This is a genomic window from Amycolatopsis sp. PSD-21 (assembly GCF_055561455.1).
In genome coordinates, this window is the sequence record NZ_CM145712.1 from 304,160 (window position 1) to 320,515 (window position 16,356).

The following is a 16,356-nucleotide window of genomic DNA, read 5'->3' on the forward strand; positions in this document are numbered from 1 at the left end:
TCTGTCGAAGGTGAAAACCGATGCTCGCTGCAGGGCTCGGAGTCGACGTGCGTACCCTCGACGCCCGTGAGCGCGCACACGAACCCCGACAAGATTACTGAAGCCGATTACACCGGCTACGACCTCATCGTGGTCGGCTCCGGATTCTTCGGGCTGACCGTCGCCGAACGGGCCGCGGCCGAGCTCGGCAAGAAGGTCCTCGTGCTGGAGCGGCGGCACCACATCGGTGGTAACGCCTACTCCGAGGCCGAGCCGGAGACCGGGATCGAGGTGCACCGTTACGGTGCGCACCTGTTCCACACCTCCAACAAGCGTGTGTGGGAGTACGTCAACCGCTTCACCGAGTTCACGAACTACCAGCACCGCGTGTTCGGCAAGTACCAGGGTCAGGTGTACCCGCTGCCGATGAACCTGGCGCTGATCAACCAGTTCTTCGGCAAGTCCCACACGCCGGACGAGGCCCGCGAGCTGATCGCCAAGCAGGCGTCGGAGTTCGAGACCGCGAACGCGCAGAACCTCGAAGAGAAGGCGATCTCGCTGATCGGCCGCCCGCTCTACGAGGCGTTCATCCGCGGCTACACGGCCAAGCAGTGGGAGAACGACCCGAAGAACCTCGGCGCCGACATCATCACCCGGCTCCCGGTCCGCTACACCTTCGACAACCGGTACTTCAACGACACCTACGAGGGCCTGCCGGTCGACGGCTACACCGCGTGGCTCGAGAAGATGGCCGAGCACGAGAACATCGAGGTGCGGCTGAACGTCGACTACTTCGACGTCCGCGAGCACATCCCCGCCGGCACCCCGACCGTCTACACCGGGCCGCTGGACCGCTACTTCGACTACTCCGCGGGCCGGTTCACCTGGCGCACGGTGGACTTCGAATCCGAGGTCGTCGAGACCGGTGACTTCCAGGGAGCCTCGGTCGTCAACTACAACGACGAAGAGGTGCCCTACACCCGGATCATCGAGTTCCGGCACTTCCACCCGGAGCGCAAGCACTACCCGAACGACAAGACGGTCGTGTTCCGCGAGTACTCGCGCTTCGCCGGCGAGGCCGACGAGCCGTACTACCCGATCAACACCCCGGAGAACCGCGAGAAGCTCGAGGCCTACCGCGAGCTGGCGAAGGCCGAGGCCAAGAACAAGAACGTGCTGTTCGGCGGCCGTCTCGGTACCTACAAGTACCTCGACATGCACATGGCCATCGGCTCGGCGCTGACCGCGTTCGACAACAAGATCGCGCCGCACCTGACCGATGGCGCGCCTCTCGACGGGTCCCTCGATGCTTGAGAAGGGCGCTCCCACCGGTGAGGTGGCTGTTCTCGCGAAGGCACAGGGCGTCCTGAAGAGCGACGTCACGGTGAAGGCGGCCCGGGGTCTTTCGCACTTCGGCGAGCACAGCGCGGGATGGTTCGCGCTGGGGCTCGTCGGGGCGGCGGTCGACAAGAAGCGCCGCAAGGACTGGCTGGTCGCGGCGGCCGGGGTCGTCGGCGCGCACGCGGCGTCGATCGCGGTGAAACGCGTGGTCAGGCGGCCACGACCGGACCACCCGAGCGTCGAGGTCCTGGTCTCCACGCCGAGCAAGCTGAGCTTCCCGTCCTCGCACGCGACATCGACTACGGCGGCGGCGGTGCTCTACTCCGGATTGACCGGGCGTAACCTGGTCCCGGCCCTGGTACCGCCGATGCTGGCCTCCCGGCTCGTGCTCGGCGTCCACTACCCGACCGACGTTCTGGCCGGAGCGGCCCTAGGGGGCGTAGTCGGCGGCCTGATACGTAGGAAGCTGAAGCGACGATGAGTGAAACGACCGAGAAGGCCGATTCCAAGCCTGACGACGTAGAACCCGTGGCCGAGGCCGCCGAACCGAAGAAGGTCGCCGGCGGTCTCGTCGGCGGCATCATCAAGACGGCACGCCCGCGCCAATGGGTGAAGAACGTGCTGGTGTTCGCCGCACCGTTCTTCGCCTTTTCGAAGTCGACGGACCGGACCGGCCTGCTGATCGCCGCGCTGATCGCCTTCGCGGCGTTCTCGCTGGTGGCCTCCTCGGTCTATCTCATCAACGACGCGATCGACGTCGAGGCCGACCGGGCGCATCCGACCAAGCGGAACCGGCCCATCGCGGCCGGGATCGTGCCGGTGCCGGTGGCGTTCGTCGCGGCCGCCGTGTTCTTCGCGGCGGGCCTCGGCATCTCGTTCTTCGCCAGCTGGCAGCTCGCGGTCGTGCTGGCGGTCTACGAGGCCGTCCAGCTCGGCTACTGCTTCGGGCTCAAGCACCAGCCGGTGGTCGATCTGGCCATCGTCGGCTCGGGCTTCCTGATGCGGTCGATCGCCGGTGGTGTCGCCGCGGGTATCGCGCTTTCGCAGTGGTTCCTGCTGGTCACCGCGTTCGGCTCGCTGTTCATGGTGGCGGGCAAGCGCTACGCCGAGATCATGCTCTTCGAGCGCACGGGCGCGAAGATCCGGTCTTCGCTGAAGAAGTACTCGGCGAGCTACCTGCGGTTCGTCTGGGCGACGTCCGCGGCGATCCTGATCATGTCGTACTGCCTGTGGGCGTTCGAGATCCGCCAGGTCGAGCACGACTCGGTCTGGGCGGTCGTCTCGATGGTCCCGTTCGTGGTGGCCGTCCTGCGCTACGCCGTCGACGTCGACGGCGGCAACGCGGGCGAGCCGGAGGAGATCGCGCTCAAGGACCGCGTGCTCCAGGTGCTCGGCGCGAGCTGGGTCATCACGCTGTTCCTGTCGTTCTATCTCTGATTCGACAGCTCACACACAGCGCATCCATAGGAAGCGCACGCATCCTCGGTGATGGGGGCGGGCACGCAGCCCGCCCCCATCACTTTGAGGAGCGAAAGATGAGCGACCCGCAGCGGCCGTCCGAAGACGAGGACAAGACGGTCGAGCAGCCTTCAGTGGCGGACGAAACCCCGAAGCAGCCCGCCGCGCCTCCGCCGGTGCAGCCGGCCCCGCCGAAGAAGGGCGGATTCCGCCGGTTCGCCGGGCACCGCGCGACGCAGCTGGTCGCGGTCGGCGTCCTCGGTTTCGTCCTCGGCGGAGGCATCATCGGCACCGCCGTCGGCCTGGCTTCCCGCGACGGCGACCGGCCCGGTTTCTCCCGCGAACACCGTGGTCACGGCGGTCCCGGCATGCACCGTGACTTCCGTGACGGCCCGGGCGACCGCGGCTGGCGTGACGAGTCCCACGGCAGGTAGATAACGGAATCATCACGCCGCCGTGTACGGTGTTCGTGATGCGAAGCGCCTCCGCCGATCTGCCCCAGGCTCCCGGTGCGCTGCCGGGAGCCGCCGTCCTTACCCGCCCCTGGGTGCTCCCGGCCGGGGCGGCGGTCGCTTCGGCCCTGGTGTTCGTGCTGGTCAGCGGGCATTTGATCGACGACACGTACATCACGCTCTCGTACGCGAAGAACCTCGCCTTCCATGGCCACTGGGGCCTGATCGAAGAGGGCACCGCCAACACCGCGACGTCGCCGCTGAACGTCCTCGTGCTGGCGCTCGTCACCTTCATCGTGCGGGACGCCGTCTTCGCCGCCGGGATCGTCTTCGTCGCGAGCCAGGTGGCGCTCGTCCTCGGCCTGCGCCGTATCGGCGCCGCGACCGGGCTCCCCGGCTGGTTCGCCCCGCTGGCGCTGGGCATGCTGCTGGTGAATCCGCTGCTGTTGTCGTCGGTCGGGCTCGAAGTCGCCCTCGGCGCGACCGCCGTCGTCTGGTCGATGGTGCTGCTGCACGAACGCCGTCCCGCCGCCGCGGGCGCGGTGATCGGCCTGATCGCACTGATCCGGATCGATCTGCTGCTGATCGCGTTCGTGCTGTTCCTCGGGCGCCGCGAATTCTGGGTGGGTATCTGGCGGATGGCGTTCGCCGCGCTCGCGGTGACGCTGCCGTGGTACCTGTTCAGCTGGCTGGTGCTGGGTTCGGCGGTGCCGGACACGCTGGTCATCAAGATCATGCAGCGCTCGTGGGGGCCGTTCAGTTTCACCAACGGCCCGCTGCTGTACCTGAACAACTTCCCGGTGGCGGCGACGCTTTCCTTCCTGCCGCTCGTGATCGGTGCTCTAGCCGGTCTGCTGTGGACATTCCACTTCCGGCGCGGTTCGGAGCGGGCGAAGCGGTTGCTGCCGTTCGCCACGCTCGCCATCGCCGGAGCGGTGCACTACCTGGCCTACTGCTGGCTGAACGTCCCGCCGTATCACTGGTATTACGCGCCGAGCATCGTCGGCGCGACGATCTTCCTCGCCGCCGGAGCCTGCGCGGTGCCCGGCCGGGCCCGGCTCGGCATGGGGATCCTCGCGGGCGCCTTCCTTCTCGTGAGCGCCGTCGCCTACGCGGCTCCCGAACTGCCGCGCCGGTTCGCGCCCATCACCAGCAACCACGCCGCGTCCGACGAGTACCGCGCCATCGGCGCGCAACTGGGCGAACTGACCAAGGGGCGCAAGGTGGAGAGCGCTGGCGAGGTCGGCGCGCTCGCCTACTCCTGTGATTGCGACATCGTCGACCAGTTCTCCGACCGCGGCTCGGTCGACCCGGCGATCGTCGAGACGAAGAACCGCAGCAGCGATCTGGGCAAGGCGTTGCTGGCGGCGAATTTCCGGTTCTTCGACCACAGCGTTCCGCCCGCGACCCCGGATCTCGTGCTGGCCACCACCCGGAAGGCGCCGCCGCCGAACGCGCTGGCGACCTGGACGATCAGCTCACCCTGGATGGGCACCCAAAGCCTGTACCTGCTGCCCGCGCGGTGAATGGCGTTCGGTTGGTGGCGGGAGCGAGGCTCGGCGCGGTCCTGACTGAGGTCGTGAGTGGCCATGAGCGTTCTGTTGCGCCGCAAGTCAAACCTGGCGTGGACGAACCCCTGCCGCGCTGGCCGTCTTCGCCGACTTCGCACTGAGATGGCCACCCTGGACAGCAGGCTCCCGGCCCGACCCCGTCGCGAAGTGTCCACAAAGGACACCTCTAGCCGATTGCGCGCCCGATTGATATAACGATGTCCGGTTCTCGCGGAGGTCGTGAGTGAAAAAGAGGGTTAGAACGACCATTGCCACTCACGACCCCCCACGCAAAGCGCCTGAATCGGACACGAATGACCGAATTGGCATCCTTTGTGGACAGTCGTGGTACGTCAGGTCCCGCGAGTGAGCCATCGGCTGGGAAACACGCCAGGTTTGACTTAACCCTCTTCAGCACTCACGCCCCCCAGGGCCTGGACGGCCCCGCCGGTGCGCGGATGGCGGTCTCGCGTGATTGGACGGACGACTCGCGTGGCCGCGGCCCTTCAGCGACGCGAGTGGGCGCGGTCGGCCTTCGTGACGGCCAGCATGTCGCGCTGGCAGACCATGGACCCGTCGGCGAAGACGAACTGAAGCACCGGCCGCGGCGGGAAACTCCGTCCCAGGTAGAGCGCGGACACCGAACGCACCACTCCCGACGGCATCTCCTCGAAGGTCCGGAACGGCTGCGCGGGATCCTCGCCCTCCAGCATCCGCGCCGGGTAGACGACGGCCAGCCGCCGATCGGACAGCGTCAGCCGCGCCTCGCCCTTGCCGCCGGCGAGGTGGTCCGCGAGCCGCGCGGCGGTCTGGTCCGCGGTCCGCGCGACGGCCCAGTAGGCGATCGTCGGGTCGTCGGTCCAGTCGCCTTCGAGCACGTCGGAAGCGGGCAGTGGCCACCGCGTTTTCCCCGTCACCGCAGGGGTTTCCCGCGACGGTTCGTACGGCAGCGAGAGTTTGCCGTCCAGCAGCAGGCCGGCGTACCCGTGCGCGGGCGGGCAGCCGATGATCAGCCGTTCGCCGGGTGCGAGCCAGAACTGGTGCAGTTCCCGTTCGACGATCTCGTCGACGGACTTCGCCATCGGAAGCGTGTTCTCCATCAGCTCACCGTCACCGAGTGCAGCCAGGCGAACTGCCGGGGATCGTCGCAGCCGAACAGGAAATCCATCCCCGATCCGTCCACAAAGGACGCCCGAAGACACGGACGCCGTTTCTTGCCGTGTTCGGCGACCGCGAAACCGGCGATCGCCTCGCGCGGGATCTCGGCGCACGGCACCATCTCGTGCCGCGCGACCGGGACGCCCTCGGCGTTCTCGCCGTAGGTCTTCGTGGTCATGATCGAGGCGATGTCCTTGCCGAACCCGATCGCCTTCGACATGAACGACTTCTTCGAGGGCGTTTCCGGGGCGACGAACTTCTCCAGCACCAGCAGTCGCGCGCTGGTCAGCGCCCAAAGCCGCGAAAGCGAGCCGCTGGTGGGCAGCTCCCGCACCGCCGCGTGCGCGAGGCCGCCCTGCTCACCGAGCACGACGACCTGCGGCGACGGCGGATTCGACTTGCCGCTGTCGTCGCCCCCGCCCAGCGCCGCGCCGACCACGTCGCCCGCGAAGTTCGCCGCGCCGGAGCCGATCTTGCCCAGCACGCTCTTCTTCGGCACGCCCCACGGGTCGAGCCCGCGCACGTCGTAGTTCAGCGTCCGGCCGTACGCGGCCCACAGCAACCGTTCGCCCGGGCGCAGCGAAGGCAGGGCCTGCGACGCGGCCCCGAGCGGGTAGCCGAGATTCATTCTTCGATCGTGAACCCTCTGTCGGTCGCCGCGCGGCGCTCTTCCTCGGACGACGAGTCCTGCGACTCGTGGTAGCCCGCCTTGACGCCCTGCTCGACGCCCAGTTCGGCCAGGTTACCGGCACTGCCGCGGAAGGCGGCCTTGCCGACGCTGGTCGTGCCGCTCATGCCCATCGCCCGCAGCCCGGCTTCGGTGAGGTTCGTGGTCAGCGCGTCCGAGCCCTCGCCGCCGACGCCGTACCGGTCCGCGAACCTGTTGGCCGTCTTGGAGGCCCCGGTCGCCGGGTTGGCCTTGGTGACGATCTTGGCCAGCGGGTTCTTGTCGATCTGGTCGGCGAGCCGCTTCTGCACCCAGTTGCCGTCGCGCAGCCCTTCGGTGCGCTCGACGACCTTCTTCAGCGGCCCGTTGCGGAGCGCCTTCAGGATGTCTTCGAGCTTGTCGATCAACGGCTTGAGCTTGCCGAGCAGCTGCTTGACCTTCATCCCGAGCCGTCCGCCGGTGACCGCGACCTGTCCGGCCGTGGCCGCGCCAGCCGCGCCGACCGAGGCGCCCGCCGTGATCCACGAGGCGGCCAGCGCGGCCAGCCATTCGATGATCAGGCCCATCACCAGTTCCTGGATGATGTCGATGACGATCTCGACGAAGGCGTCGAACAGGTCGGCCGCGATCTCCAGGATCTGCTGCAGCCCACGGACGTCGTTCGCGAACGCCTTGGCACCGCCCGAGAACTCGGTCATCTGGCCGCGGAACGCGTCGCCTGCCTGGCCCTTCCACGCTTCCGTGGTGCCTTCGGCGCGCTTCTGTTCGTGTTCGGCGACGCCGTCGAGCCACTTCGCCGTCTGCTCCCAGCCCTTGGCGGTGCTGCGCATCTGCTCGGGGTCGCCGATCGCGGGCTCCAGCACCAGCTCGACCAGCGGGCTGATCACGATCCCGATCAGGAACCCCAGTCCGTTGTCCACAAAGGACTGGCCGGGGCTGGTCACGAGCTGGAGCTGTTCCATCCTCGCGTGCACGGCCGCGATCGCGACGTCCGGCGGGCTGCTCGCCCTGGCGACCTCCGAGGAGGTGCTGATCCAAGAGCTGCCGTAGCCGCCGTGCTGCTCCAAGAACCCCTTGCGGCCGGAGTCGCCGGCGCTGTTGAGGTCGCTCAGGCTGCCGGGACCGCTGCCGCCGTCGTCCAGCCCCGCGCCGAGACCGGTGATGACCTCGGCGGTGCCCTGGTTGTGGTCGAGGTAGGTCTTCGCCGCGGTGGTGGTCTTGTCCGCGATCTGGTCCATGAAGGACTTCGCCTGCTCGGCGAGGCCCTGGCACTCCTGCAGTCCCTCGAAGTACTTGAAGGCCATCAGTTCGCCGAGCGGGCCGAAGCAGTCGTCCGAGACCCTGGCCTGCTCCAGCAGGCTCGCGAGGCTGCCGAAGTTCCCCGAGGCCTCTTTGGACCCCGTCGCGTGCGCGGTGAGCGCTTCCGTCTGTACGCCGAAGCCGGTCAAAACGAGTCCCTCCGCAGGATCGGGCCGCCGAAGTCGTCATCGTCCGCGGGAGCGGGGCGCGTCGGGCGCTGGGTGCGGACGGGCTGCTGCGCGGCCGGTCCGGCGAGGGATTCCGCGGGCGGGGGAGCGCTCGGCCCGAGCGGTTCGACGTGGGCGTTGAACGCCTCTTTGAACTGGTCCGCGCGGTCGCCGAGGATCGGCTGGACGGTCTGCTGCATCGCGGCCGCGGCCTGCTGGGTCGCTTCTCTGACCGCGGTGAGGATCTCCTGCTGCAGCGCGGTGTGCGTGCGGTTCATCGCCTTGGGGGACAGCTGGAGTCCCAGCAGGGCGCCGGACGGGGCGACGGTCACCGTCACCGAGCCGTCGGCGTTGCGCGCGGATCCGCGCAGCCCGGCGATCTTGTCCTTCAGTTCCGCTGCTTTGGCGGCCTGCTCCTGAAACGACCGGATGGCCGCGTCGAGCCTGGCTTCCTGGTCAGCCATCGATTCCTCTCAACCCGGGGACGGAGGGAGTCCGTGCCCGGGTGAGACGAATGGCGTAACGCGCTCGTTCCCTAGATCGGCAGTTTCCGGAAGATCGGCCGGGGGATGTGCCGCAGGGCCGACATGACCAGGCGGAACGGCGCGGGCGACCACACCAGTTCCTTGCCGGCGCGCGAGGCGGCGACAGCGGTCTCGGCGACCTGCTCGGCGTCCACGGTCAGCGGGGCGTCCTTGAGGCCTTCGGTCATCTTGGTCCGGACCTGGCCCGAGCGGACGACGGTGATCCGCACGCCGAACTCGGCCAGCGCCTCACCGAGGCCCAGGTAGAAGCCGTCGAAACCGGCCTTGGAGGAGCCGTAGACGAAGTTCGACCGGCGGACCCGCTCACCGGCGACCGACGACAGCGCGATGACCTTGCCGTGGCCCTGCTTCTTGAGCTTGTTCGACAGCGCGACCCCGACGGACACCGCGGCCGAGTAGTTCACGGTCGCCGCCTCGACGGCCTTCGCGTGGTCCTGCCACAGCTCTTCCTGGTCGCCGAGCAGGCCGAACGCCACGACGGTGACGTCGATGTCGCCACCCTCGAACGCCTTGTCCAGCACGGCGGGGTGCGACTCCATGTCCTTCGCGTCGAAGTCCACAGTGGACACTTCGGCGCCCTTGTCCTTCAGGCGCTGCGCGGCGGCGTCGAGCCGGGGCGACTGCCGTCCGGCCAGCACGACCCGAAGCGGCTTCTCGGACAGGTACTTTTCCGCGATCGCGAGCGCGATATCGGAGGTGCCGCCGAGCAGCAGCAGGGACTGGGGGTTGCCCACAGCGTCGATCACAGTTCCAACCTTCGGGACATGTCAGAGGCGAAAACGCCTTCGGGGTCAACGGAGGCGCGGACCTTGCGCCATTCTTCGAGCCGCGGGTACATCTTCGCGAAGTTCTCCGCGGAGGTGCGCGAGTCCTTCGCCGTGTACAGACGGCCGCCGAGCGCGAGGACGTCCTCGTCGAGTTCCTGGCAGAACCGGCTCAGCCCGTCCTTGATCGGGAAGTCGAGACAGACCATCCAGCCGGGGTGCGGGAACGACAGCGGCGCCGCGTTGCCCTCGCCCATCTGCTTGAACACGTTGAGGAACGACACGTGGCCGGAGTCGGCGACCTTCTGGATGATCCGGCGCAGCGGCTCGTGCGCGTTCAGCGGCGTGCTGAACTGGTACTGCAGGAAACCCTTGGAGCCGTACGCGCGGTTCCACTCGCCGAACAGGTCGAGCGGGTGATAGAACGCCGTCAGGCTCTGGATCTGGTCGCGCGCGTTCTTCGCGGTCTTGCGGTAGTACAGCTCGCCGATCGCGGTGAACGACAGCTTGTTCGCCAGCCCGTTCGGGAACACGTCCGGCAGGGTGGCCAGCGTGCCCGGGTTGAACTTGAGCGGGTCGGCCCGCAGCTTGGGCGGCAGTTCGTCCAGCTTCGCGAGCGAGCCGCGCTGGAAGGCGGCGCGGCCCAGCTTGGCGCCCCTGGAGATCGAGTCGAACCAGCCGGACGAGTACGTGTAGTTCGCCTCGGAGCCGTCGGTGACCAGCGCCAGCGTCTCGTCGAGGTTCGCCGTGCGCTGGATGTCGGCCTTGAAGTACGCCGTCTCGGTCTTCGTCATCCGGATCTTGGCGCGGACGATGATGCCCGTCAGGCCGATGCCGGCCACGGTCGCCCAGAACAGCTCCGCGTCGGGGCCCTCCGGCGTGAGCGTGCGCACCTGGCCGTCGGCGGTGATCAGGTCCATCGACACCACGTGGTTGCCGAAGCTGCCCGCCGAGTGGTGGTTCTTGCCGTGGATGTCGTTGGCGATCGCGCCGCCGATGGTGACCTGGCGCGTACCCGGCAGCACCGGCACCCACAGCCCGTACGGGAGGCCCTCGCGCATCAGCTTGTCGAGGCTGACGCCCGCGTCGAGGTCGACGATGCCGGAATCCGGGTCGATCGAGTGGATGCGGTCGAGCGCGGTCATGTCGACGACCAGGCCGCCCGCGTTCTGCGCCGGGTCGCCGTAGGAGCGGCCGAGACCACGCGCGATGACCCCGCGTTCCCCGGCCCGCGTCACCGCGCGGGCGATGGCTTCCACGTCGGGGGTGCTCAGGACGTCCGCGATACTCGGCGACGTCCTTGCCCAGCCCATGAGCGACTGCCGCTGTGTCTTGGGTGCTTGGGTCACGCCGACCAGGGTAACCACGCCGAACAATGCCCGGAACGTGACCCTGAAGTGCTCGCTTCTACACTTTGCGCACCAGCCCCAGCAGTTTATGAGGTAGAGCAGTGGTGGCGACCGACCCGAAAGCCGGCGTGACGGCAGCAGCGCCGTCCTCTCCTGGGCTGCTCGGGCAGCTCATCCGCTTCGGCCTCATCGGCGGCTTCTGCGCCCTGGTCGATTTCGGTGTCTACCAGGGGCTTCGCGCCCTCGGAATGGACGCGACGCCGTGGGTGGACATCGCCCGCGCGCTCAGCTTCATCGTGGGCACCACGACCGCCTTCTTCCTGAACCGCAAGTTCACCTTCGCCGGTGGACGCCAGGAGGGCGCGCGTCAGATCGGTAGCTTCGTGCTCCTGTACGCCGTGACGTTCCTCGTCGCCGTCGGCGTCAACCGCACGATGCTGCACGTCCTGCCGGACTCGGCCTGGAAGGCCACCTTCGGCTGGGTCGTTTCGCAGGCAACCGCGACCATGATCAATTTCGTCATGCTCAAGTGGGTCGTCTTCCGTGAGCCCCGCGCCATCGCCACCAGCAAAGAGGAGAACTGAGGATTCATGCCCGGTAAAGCCGCCGTCACCGGAGAGGCCCCGAGCGCCATGGTGAGCACTGTCGACGACACCCGCTTCGCGGAACGCACCCCGCAGGGCCGTCTCACCGCGCAGCGCGGGCTCTATGCCGGCCCGGCCCCCATCGTCAGCAAAGACCTCTACGCCGAGCTCCAATGGGGTAGTGCCGTGCGCGAGCGTGCGGGCATCACCATCGAGCCGGCGTCGAAGGTGTCCGGCAACACCTATTTCGGCCGTTTCCCCGCCAGCTACTGGCAGCGCTGGACCGACGTGACCGAGGTCCAGGTCGAGGCCGTCGTCTCCGGTGACGGCCAGCTGTCCGTCGGCGCCTCCGACATCGAGGGCGACGCCCGCGTGGTCGCCGCCGAGATCGTCACGGGCGCGAAGCAGCAGAAGGTGACGCTCACCGCGAAGCTCGACAAGTTCTACGACGGCGGCGCGCTCTGGCTGGACCTCGAGACCGAGGGCGGCCAGTCGCTGAGCGTCGAGAAGGTCCGCTGGACGGTCGAAGCGCCGGAGAAGATCCGCCCGACCGCGGTGACCATCTGCACGATGAACCGCGCCGACGACTGCCTGTCCAACCTGCAGGCGCTCGCCGCCGACGTCTCCTCGCTGGAGACGCTGGACGCGATCTACGTCGCCGACCAGGGCACCGACCTCGTCGAGTCGCGTGACGGCTTCGAGCAGGTCGCGAAGGACCTCGGCGACAAGCTGCACTACATCAAGCAGCCGAACCTCGGTGGCGCCGGCGGGTTCACCCGCGGCCTCTACGAGGTCGCCGGGCACACCGAGACCGAGCACGCGAACGTCCTGTTCATGGACGACGACGTGCTGCTGGAGCCGGATCTGGTGATCCGGATGACCGCGTTCTCCAACCGCACGGTCAACCCGGTCATCGTCGGCGGGCAGATGCTGAACCTGCTGCACCCGAACCAGCTGCACGTCGGCGCCGAATACGCCCGGCTGAACACGCTGGAACCCGGCCAGCCGGTTCAGCACTCGCTCTCGACCGCCGACCTGCTCGGCGTCGACGAGGAGACCCTCAAGCCGAACCGCCAGGAACGCCGCCTCGACGCCGGGTACAACGGCTGGTGGTCGTGCCTGATCCCATACGAGGTCGTCAAGGCCACGGGCTACCCGCTGCCGTTCTTCTTCCAGTGGGACGACGCGGAGTACAGCTACCGCGCCCGCGCGCACGGCTTCCCCACCGTCACCCTTCCGGGCGCCGGCGTCTGGCACGCCGACTTCCACTGGAAGGACTGGGACGAGTGGCACCGCTACTTCAACCTGCGGAACTCGATCATCACCGCCGCGCTGCACTCGCCGTTCAACCTGAACCTGCTCTCGCGCGTGCTCCTCGCGCAGCTGGTGCGGTACCTGCTCGGCATGCAGTACGGCCTGTCCGCCACGCTGATCAAGGCCGTCGAGGACTTCCTCGAGGGGCCGGAGGTCCTGCGTGACGGCGGCGTCGCCGCGATGAAGGAGATCCGCCGGATCCGCGACGAGTACCCCGAGACCAAACGGCACAAGGCCACCGACGTCCCGGGTATCGCGTCGAACGACATCGGCATCATCAACAGCGCGCCGCGGCCCAGCATGCAGCGCCTGGTGCTGATCAAGCGGATCCTCGACCGGGTGCTCGGCCGCAGCCGCCACTCGCTCGGCGCGATCCCGATCGACGAGGCCCACTGGTGGCACGTCGCGACCTTCGACACCGCTGTCGTCACCGACGCTTCGCAGGAAGGCGTGCGGGTCCGCTCGTACGACCGCGCGAAGATGTTCGACCTGGCGCGCCGGGGCGCGAAGGTGATCCAGCGGCTCCGGAAGGAAGGCGCGGCGGTGCAGGAGCAGTACAAGCGCGCCATGCCCGAGCTGACCTCGCGGGACAACTGGAAGCGCCTCTACAAGCTGTAGGCACTGCCTGACGTGAGCTGAAAGGGCCCTTCACCGCATGCGATGCGGTGAAGGGCCCTTTCGTCTCGGTCGAAGCTGGTCACCTGCCGCCGGCGGGTTGCGAAAGCCACTTTCGCAACCTTCAACGTTGCGAAAGTGGCTTTCGCAACCCCTCGCCCGCCGTCTCAAAAGGGGAGCAAGGGACCTTTAGTACCGCTAGCTTTCCTAGCGACGCTAGACCCACGTCGACCCAAGTAAGGGTAGCCTTACCCGCATGACGGATCTGGTCGCCCGAGCCCACGCCCTCGCCGATGATCTCCTCTTCCCCGCAGTCACCGAAGTCGACCTCAAGGGCGAAATCCCTTCAAGTCACTTCGACGCTCTCGCCGCCGAAGGCCTCTACGGCCTGGCGGCGCCCACAGAAGTCGGCGGTCCGGGCGCCGGTCTCCCGGAGATCGTCCAGATCCTCGAGGCACTGGCCGGCGGCTGCCTCACCACGACGTTCACCTGGCTCCAGCACCACGGCCTGGTCGCGGCCCTGACCGCCGACGGCAACGCTGACGCCGAACTGCGCGACCGCTACCTCCCGTCGCTGATCAGCGGGGAGCTCAAGGCCGGCGCCGCGTTCGCCGCGGTGATCCCGACCCCGCCCAAACTGCGGGCGGAACGCGTCGACGGCGGCTACCTCCTCGACGGCGAAGCGCCCTTCGTCAGCGGTTGGGGCATCATCGACGTGCTCCAGCTCAGTGCTCGCGACGGCGACACCGTCGTCGGCGCGATCATCGATCCGGTCGCGGGGGAGCAGCTGGAGGTCCAGCCGCTCGACCTCGTCGCGGCGCAAGGCACGTCCACCGTGCACCTCGGGTTCACCCGCTACTTCCTCCCCGACGACCGTGTCTACGCGAAGACCCCGCACGCGGACTTCGTCGCGGGCAACACCTTCGCCTCCCGCCTCAACGGCTGCGCGCCCCTCGGCCTTGCCGCCCGCGCCGCGCGGCTCATCGAAGACCTCGGGAAGGCCGACGTCGCCGCCGGGATCCGGGCCGAGATCGACGCCGTCCGCGGCAGGCTCGACGCGGCGCTCGCCGATCCGCCGTCGCTGCCCGCGGCCAGGGCGGCGGGCGCGGAGCTCGCGTTCCGGGCCGCGGGCGCGCTGGTCGCGGCCAACGGCAGCGCGTCGGTACTCGTCGGACGACACCCCCAGCGGCTCGTCCGGGAAGCCACCTTCCTGCTGGTCGCCGCCAGCCGCCCGGAGATCAAGTCGGGCCTGCTGGAGCTCTTCTCCCGGGGCTAGGGCGCGTTTCATAAGCCAAGTTCGCGGTCTTCGCACCGTCAGGAACCACCTGGATCACGAAGCCCATCGAACAGGCTTATGAAACACGCCCTAGTGAAGGCCGAACACCCTCGTCTTGCGGTTCAGGTCGTCGATGTAGGCGGCGGCGACGTGGGAGAAGTTGATCGCCACCTCGGAGTCGTCCCGCGTCCGGACCGTCTGGACCGCGCCGGTGCGGACGAAATGCGAGAGATCCTTGGTCAGCCGTTCGGTTTCTTCCGCCGTGAGCGCGAAGAGCAGCGGCTCGCCGCCGGCGGCGAGATGGAGCACGAGCGCGGGTTTCTGGTCTGCCATTAATCCATGGCACCAGCCTTGATCACGGCCGGGCAAGCGGGTTCGCTGCGGGCGTATCGGGTGTGTGGACTACGTTCATCCCGACGGACAAGACACCCGCGGGGGGAAATGGCGATGCCGCATTCGTTCTCGTTGTCGCTGGCGGCGGTGGACATCCTGCTCGAACACGGCCGGTTCGGCCCGGCGCCGGTCCCGTTCGAGGTCCCGCACATCGGCACGACGACCGATCAGCGCGCGATGGTGCGCGAGGCCGTCTTCCGCGACCTCGAAGGCCGCGGCATGATGCGCGGCGGCAGGCTCGACGCCGACGTCGAACTCGCGCTCGCCACGTTCGCCAACCCGCAGCTCGCGGTCTGGACGGTCGCGCAGCTGGACAACGACAAGCAGCTGTTCGCGCGGGCGGCGACGAACGGGCAGTTCGCGGTCCTCGCGCGCCAGGACGAGAACCTGCTCGTGTTCGAGGAGACCAGGCCGACCGCGATCGTCGCGTCGATCGTCGATCTCCTGCCGCTCACCCCGTCGGGCCCCGGCCAGTCGGTCACCATCGCGAAGCCGGCGAGCGCGCCCAAGCGCCCACGGAACGACGACGCGTACGACCCCTTCGCCCAGGTCAGCGGGCCCAGGTCCCACGGGTCGAACCCGCAGCAGCGGCAGGTCGAGCGGATCTTCGAGAAGCCGATGAAGCGCGTGGGTCAGTTCAGCGTGTTCATCCGCGGCGGCCAGGCCTTCCCGCCGCTGGCGTGGTTCGACACCGAGGCGGGCCGGTTCATGATGACTTCGCGCCAGGCGTCCGACGGACAAAGCTGGCTGACCTACGCGCCCGCCGACAACGCGAGGATCGCCCAGCAGCTGTATGCCCAGCTCGAAGGCCAGTTCTGAACCTACGGGAACCGGCGTGACGCCCGTTTCGTCACAGTTCCGGTGAGATCTCCGGTGATCCGGGAATCACCGTTGCGCTGAGTGCCCGGCTAGTAGACTTCCGGGCGGAACGCACGGGCGAGCAGACGATGCAGTGGGGCGGGCGATGGCTTTCGAAGCGGACGGCGGACAGGCGGCACCGGACTTCTCGATCGGCTCCGCCATGGGGGCGGCGGCCAAGTACGTGGAGGCGGGCGGCCTGAACCAGGCCGCGATCGCCAAGGTGAGCGCCGAGACCCAGAAGCTGGTCTCGGCCGCCAAGAGCGGTGGTTTCAAGATCACCGCCGAAGGCGTCAAGCCGCTGCGTGAAGCGCTCGCGAACATGTCGGAAGAGCTCAAGGCGCTGAAGACCAAGACCATGGCGCTGAACGAGGCCCCGCAGCTCGGCGGTCACCCGTACGGCAAGGCGGTCGCCGCCCACGACCACAAGGGCGCGGCCCAGTCCGCGAACTCCGCGAACGCGATCATCGGGCAGTTCGAGCAGGTGGTCAAGGACGCCGACGAGGCGCTGGCCAGGGCCGCCGGACTGTACAAGGACGTCGAAGACCGCGCGATCGACGCCACCAAGAAGATTCAGGCCTGAGGGA

Annotated in this window: 17 protein-coding genes; 10 read left to right on the plus strand and 7 right to left on the minus strand. The window is 68.3% G+C overall.

What is annotated here, in order from left to right; all coding sequences use genetic code 11:
- The first annotated feature begins 66 nt into the window (after positions 1-66).
- From glf to ACZ1DY_RS01600, 5 genes are all read left to right on the plus strand, one after another.
- Positions 67-1,293, plus strand: a complete 1,227-nt coding sequence (glf, locus tag ACZ1DY_RS01580; protein WP_126732438.1) for a UDP-galactopyranose mutase — start codon at positions 67-69, stop codon at positions 1,291-1,293.
- Complete coding sequence (locus ACZ1DY_RS01585; RefSeq protein ID WP_037333445.1) at positions 1,286-1,801, plus strand: phosphatase PAP2 family protein; 516 nt, start codon at positions 1,286-1,288, stop codon at positions 1,799-1,801. Before glf ends, ACZ1DY_RS01585 begins: the two co-directional genes overlap by 8 nt.
- Entirely contained in the window at positions 1,798-2,757 is a 960-nt protein-coding gene (locus ACZ1DY_RS01590) for a decaprenyl-phosphate phosphoribosyltransferase (protein ID WP_063277319.1), read from the plus strand. Before ACZ1DY_RS01585 ends, ACZ1DY_RS01590 begins: the two co-directional genes overlap by 4 nt.
- A 98-nt stretch (positions 2,758-2,855) precedes the next feature.
- Positions 2,856-3,212, plus strand: a complete 357-nt coding sequence (locus tag ACZ1DY_RS01595) for a hypothetical protein (RefSeq protein ID WP_465483420.1) — start codon at positions 2,856-2,858, stop codon at positions 3,210-3,212.
- A gap of 38 nt (positions 3,213-3,250) precedes the next feature.
- The gene (locus ACZ1DY_RS01600) at positions 3,251-4,756 is read left to right on the plus strand and encodes a hypothetical protein (protein WP_465483421.1); all 1,506 of its coding nucleotides are present in this window, start codon (positions 3,251-3,253) and stop codon (positions 4,754-4,756) included.
- A 530-nt stretch (positions 4,757-5,286) separates the two neighbouring features.
- On the opposite strand, the gene ACZ1DY_RS01605 is transcribed toward ACZ1DY_RS01600, so the two are convergent.
- The 6 genes from ACZ1DY_RS01605 to ACZ1DY_RS01630 form a co-directional block, all read right to left on the minus strand.
- Entirely contained in the window at positions 5,287-5,880 is a 594-nt protein-coding gene (locus ACZ1DY_RS01605) for a hypothetical protein (protein ID WP_465483422.1), read from the minus strand.
- Positions 5,880-6,566: a hypothetical protein gene (locus ACZ1DY_RS01610; RefSeq protein WP_465483423.1), complete on the minus strand. Its 687-nt coding sequence runs from the start codon at positions 6,564-6,566 to the stop codon at positions 5,880-5,882. Before ACZ1DY_RS01610 ends, ACZ1DY_RS01605 begins: the two co-directional genes overlap by 1 nt.
- Entirely contained in the window at positions 6,563-8,053 is a 1,491-nt protein-coding gene (locus ACZ1DY_RS01615; RefSeq protein WP_465483424.1) for a WXG100 family type VII secretion target, read from the minus strand. Before ACZ1DY_RS01615 ends, ACZ1DY_RS01610 begins: the two co-directional genes overlap by 4 nt.
- A complete protein-coding gene (locus ACZ1DY_RS01620) occupies positions 8,050-8,535 on the minus strand; it encodes a YbaB/EbfC family nucleoid-associated protein (protein WP_465483425.1) in 486 nt (161 codons plus the stop codon). The genes ACZ1DY_RS01615 and ACZ1DY_RS01620 overlap by 4 nt, the downstream gene beginning before the upstream one ends.
- A gap of 71 nt (positions 8,536-8,606) precedes the next feature.
- The gene (locus ACZ1DY_RS01625; RefSeq protein ID WP_126732430.1) at positions 8,607-9,362 is read right to left on the minus strand and encodes a decaprenylphospho-beta-D-erythro-pentofuranosid-2-ulose 2-reductase; all 756 of its coding nucleotides are present in this window, start codon (positions 9,360-9,362) and stop codon (positions 8,607-8,609) included.
- Complete coding sequence (locus tag ACZ1DY_RS01630) at positions 9,359-10,729, minus strand: FAD-binding oxidoreductase (RefSeq protein WP_126732429.1); 1,371 nt, start codon at positions 10,727-10,729, stop codon at positions 9,359-9,361. The genes ACZ1DY_RS01625 and ACZ1DY_RS01630 overlap by 4 nt, the downstream gene beginning before the upstream one ends.
- A gap of 101 nt (positions 10,730-10,830) precedes the next feature.
- Between ACZ1DY_RS01630 and ACZ1DY_RS01635 the strand changes: the two genes are divergently transcribed.
- From ACZ1DY_RS01635 to ACZ1DY_RS01645, 3 genes are all read left to right on the plus strand, one after another.
- A complete protein-coding gene (locus ACZ1DY_RS01635; protein ID WP_465483426.1) occupies positions 10,831-11,313 on the plus strand; it encodes a GtrA family protein in 483 nt (160 codons plus the stop codon).
- Positions 11,314-11,319: 6 nt separating this feature from the next.
- The gene (locus ACZ1DY_RS01640; RefSeq protein WP_257483710.1) at positions 11,320-13,245 is read left to right on the plus strand and encodes a glycosyltransferase; all 1,926 of its coding nucleotides are present in this window, start codon (positions 11,320-11,322) and stop codon (positions 13,243-13,245) included.
- Positions 13,246-13,498: 253 nt separating this feature from the next.
- Entirely contained in the window at positions 13,499-14,518 is a 1,020-nt protein-coding gene (locus ACZ1DY_RS01645; protein WP_465483427.1) for an acyl-CoA dehydrogenase family protein, read from the plus strand.
- 90 nt (positions 14,519-14,608) lie between these two features.
- Here ACZ1DY_RS01645 and ACZ1DY_RS01650 read toward each other — a convergent pair whose 3' ends face one another.
- Entirely contained in the window at positions 14,609-14,851 is a 243-nt protein-coding gene (locus ACZ1DY_RS01650; RefSeq protein ID WP_126732425.1) for a hypothetical protein, read from the minus strand.
- A 114-nt stretch (positions 14,852-14,965) separates the two neighbouring features.
- Here ACZ1DY_RS01650 and ACZ1DY_RS01655 point away from each other — a divergent pair, with 114 nt between their 5' ends.
- Positions 14,966-15,730 carry an ESX secretion-associated protein EspG gene (locus tag ACZ1DY_RS01655; RefSeq protein ID WP_257483712.1) on the plus strand — a complete coding sequence of 255 codons (765 nt, stop codon included), beginning with the start codon at positions 14,966-14,968 and terminating at the stop codon, positions 15,728-15,730.
- A 145-nt stretch (positions 15,731-15,875) separates the two neighbouring features.
- Positions 15,876-16,352, plus strand: a complete 477-nt coding sequence (locus ACZ1DY_RS01660; protein ID WP_257483713.1) for a hypothetical protein — start codon at positions 15,876-15,878, stop codon at positions 16,350-16,352.
- Positions 16,353-16,356: the final 4 nt, after the last annotated feature.

What these genes read in the sequence shown, in the direction of transcription:
- ACZ1DY_RS01655 (WP_257483712.1), top strand. Translation starts at nt 14,966, where the DNA reads ATGCCGCATTCGTTCTCGTTGTCGCTGGCGGCGGTGGACATCCTGCTC.
- ACZ1DY_RS01605 (WP_465483422.1), bottom strand. Translation starts at nt 5,880, where the DNA reads ATGGAGAACACGCTTCCGATGGCGAAGTCCGTCGACGAGATCGTCGAA.
- ACZ1DY_RS01595 (WP_465483420.1), top strand. Translation starts at nt 2,856, where the DNA reads ATGAGCGACCCGCAGCGGCCGTCCGAAGACGAGGACAAGACGGTCGAG.
- ACZ1DY_RS01660 (WP_257483713.1), top strand. Translation starts at nt 15,876, where the DNA reads ATGGCTTTCGAAGCGGACGGCGGACAGGCGGCACCGGACTTCTCGATC.
- ACZ1DY_RS01610 (WP_465483423.1), bottom strand. Translation starts at nt 6,566, where the DNA reads ATGAATCTCGGCTACCCGCTCGGGGCCGCGTCGCAGGCCCTGCCTTCG.
- ACZ1DY_RS01600 (WP_465483421.1), top strand. Translation starts at nt 3,251, where the DNA reads ATGCGAAGCGCCTCCGCCGATCTGCCCCAGGCTCCCGGTGCGCTGCCG.
- ACZ1DY_RS01645 (WP_465483427.1), top strand. Translation starts at nt 13,499, where the DNA reads ATGACGGATCTGGTCGCCCGAGCCCACGCCCTCGCCGATGATCTCCTC.
- ACZ1DY_RS01650 (WP_126732425.1), bottom strand. Translation starts at nt 14,851, where the DNA reads ATGGCAGACCAGAAACCCGCGCTCGTGCTCCATCTCGCCGCCGGCGGC.
- ACZ1DY_RS01590 (WP_063277319.1), top strand. Translation starts at nt 1,798, where the DNA reads ATGAGTGAAACGACCGAGAAGGCCGATTCCAAGCCTGACGACGTAGAA.
- ACZ1DY_RS01585 (WP_037333445.1), top strand. Translation starts at nt 1,286, where the DNA reads ATGCTTGAGAAGGGCGCTCCCACCGGTGAGGTGGCTGTTCTCGCGAAG.
- ACZ1DY_RS01640 (WP_257483710.1), top strand. Translation starts at nt 11,320, where the DNA reads ATGCCCGGTAAAGCCGCCGTCACCGGAGAGGCCCCGAGCGCCATGGTG.
- ACZ1DY_RS01620 (WP_465483425.1), bottom strand. Translation starts at nt 8,535, where the DNA reads ATGGCTGACCAGGAAGCCAGGCTCGACGCGGCCATCCGGTCGTTTCAG.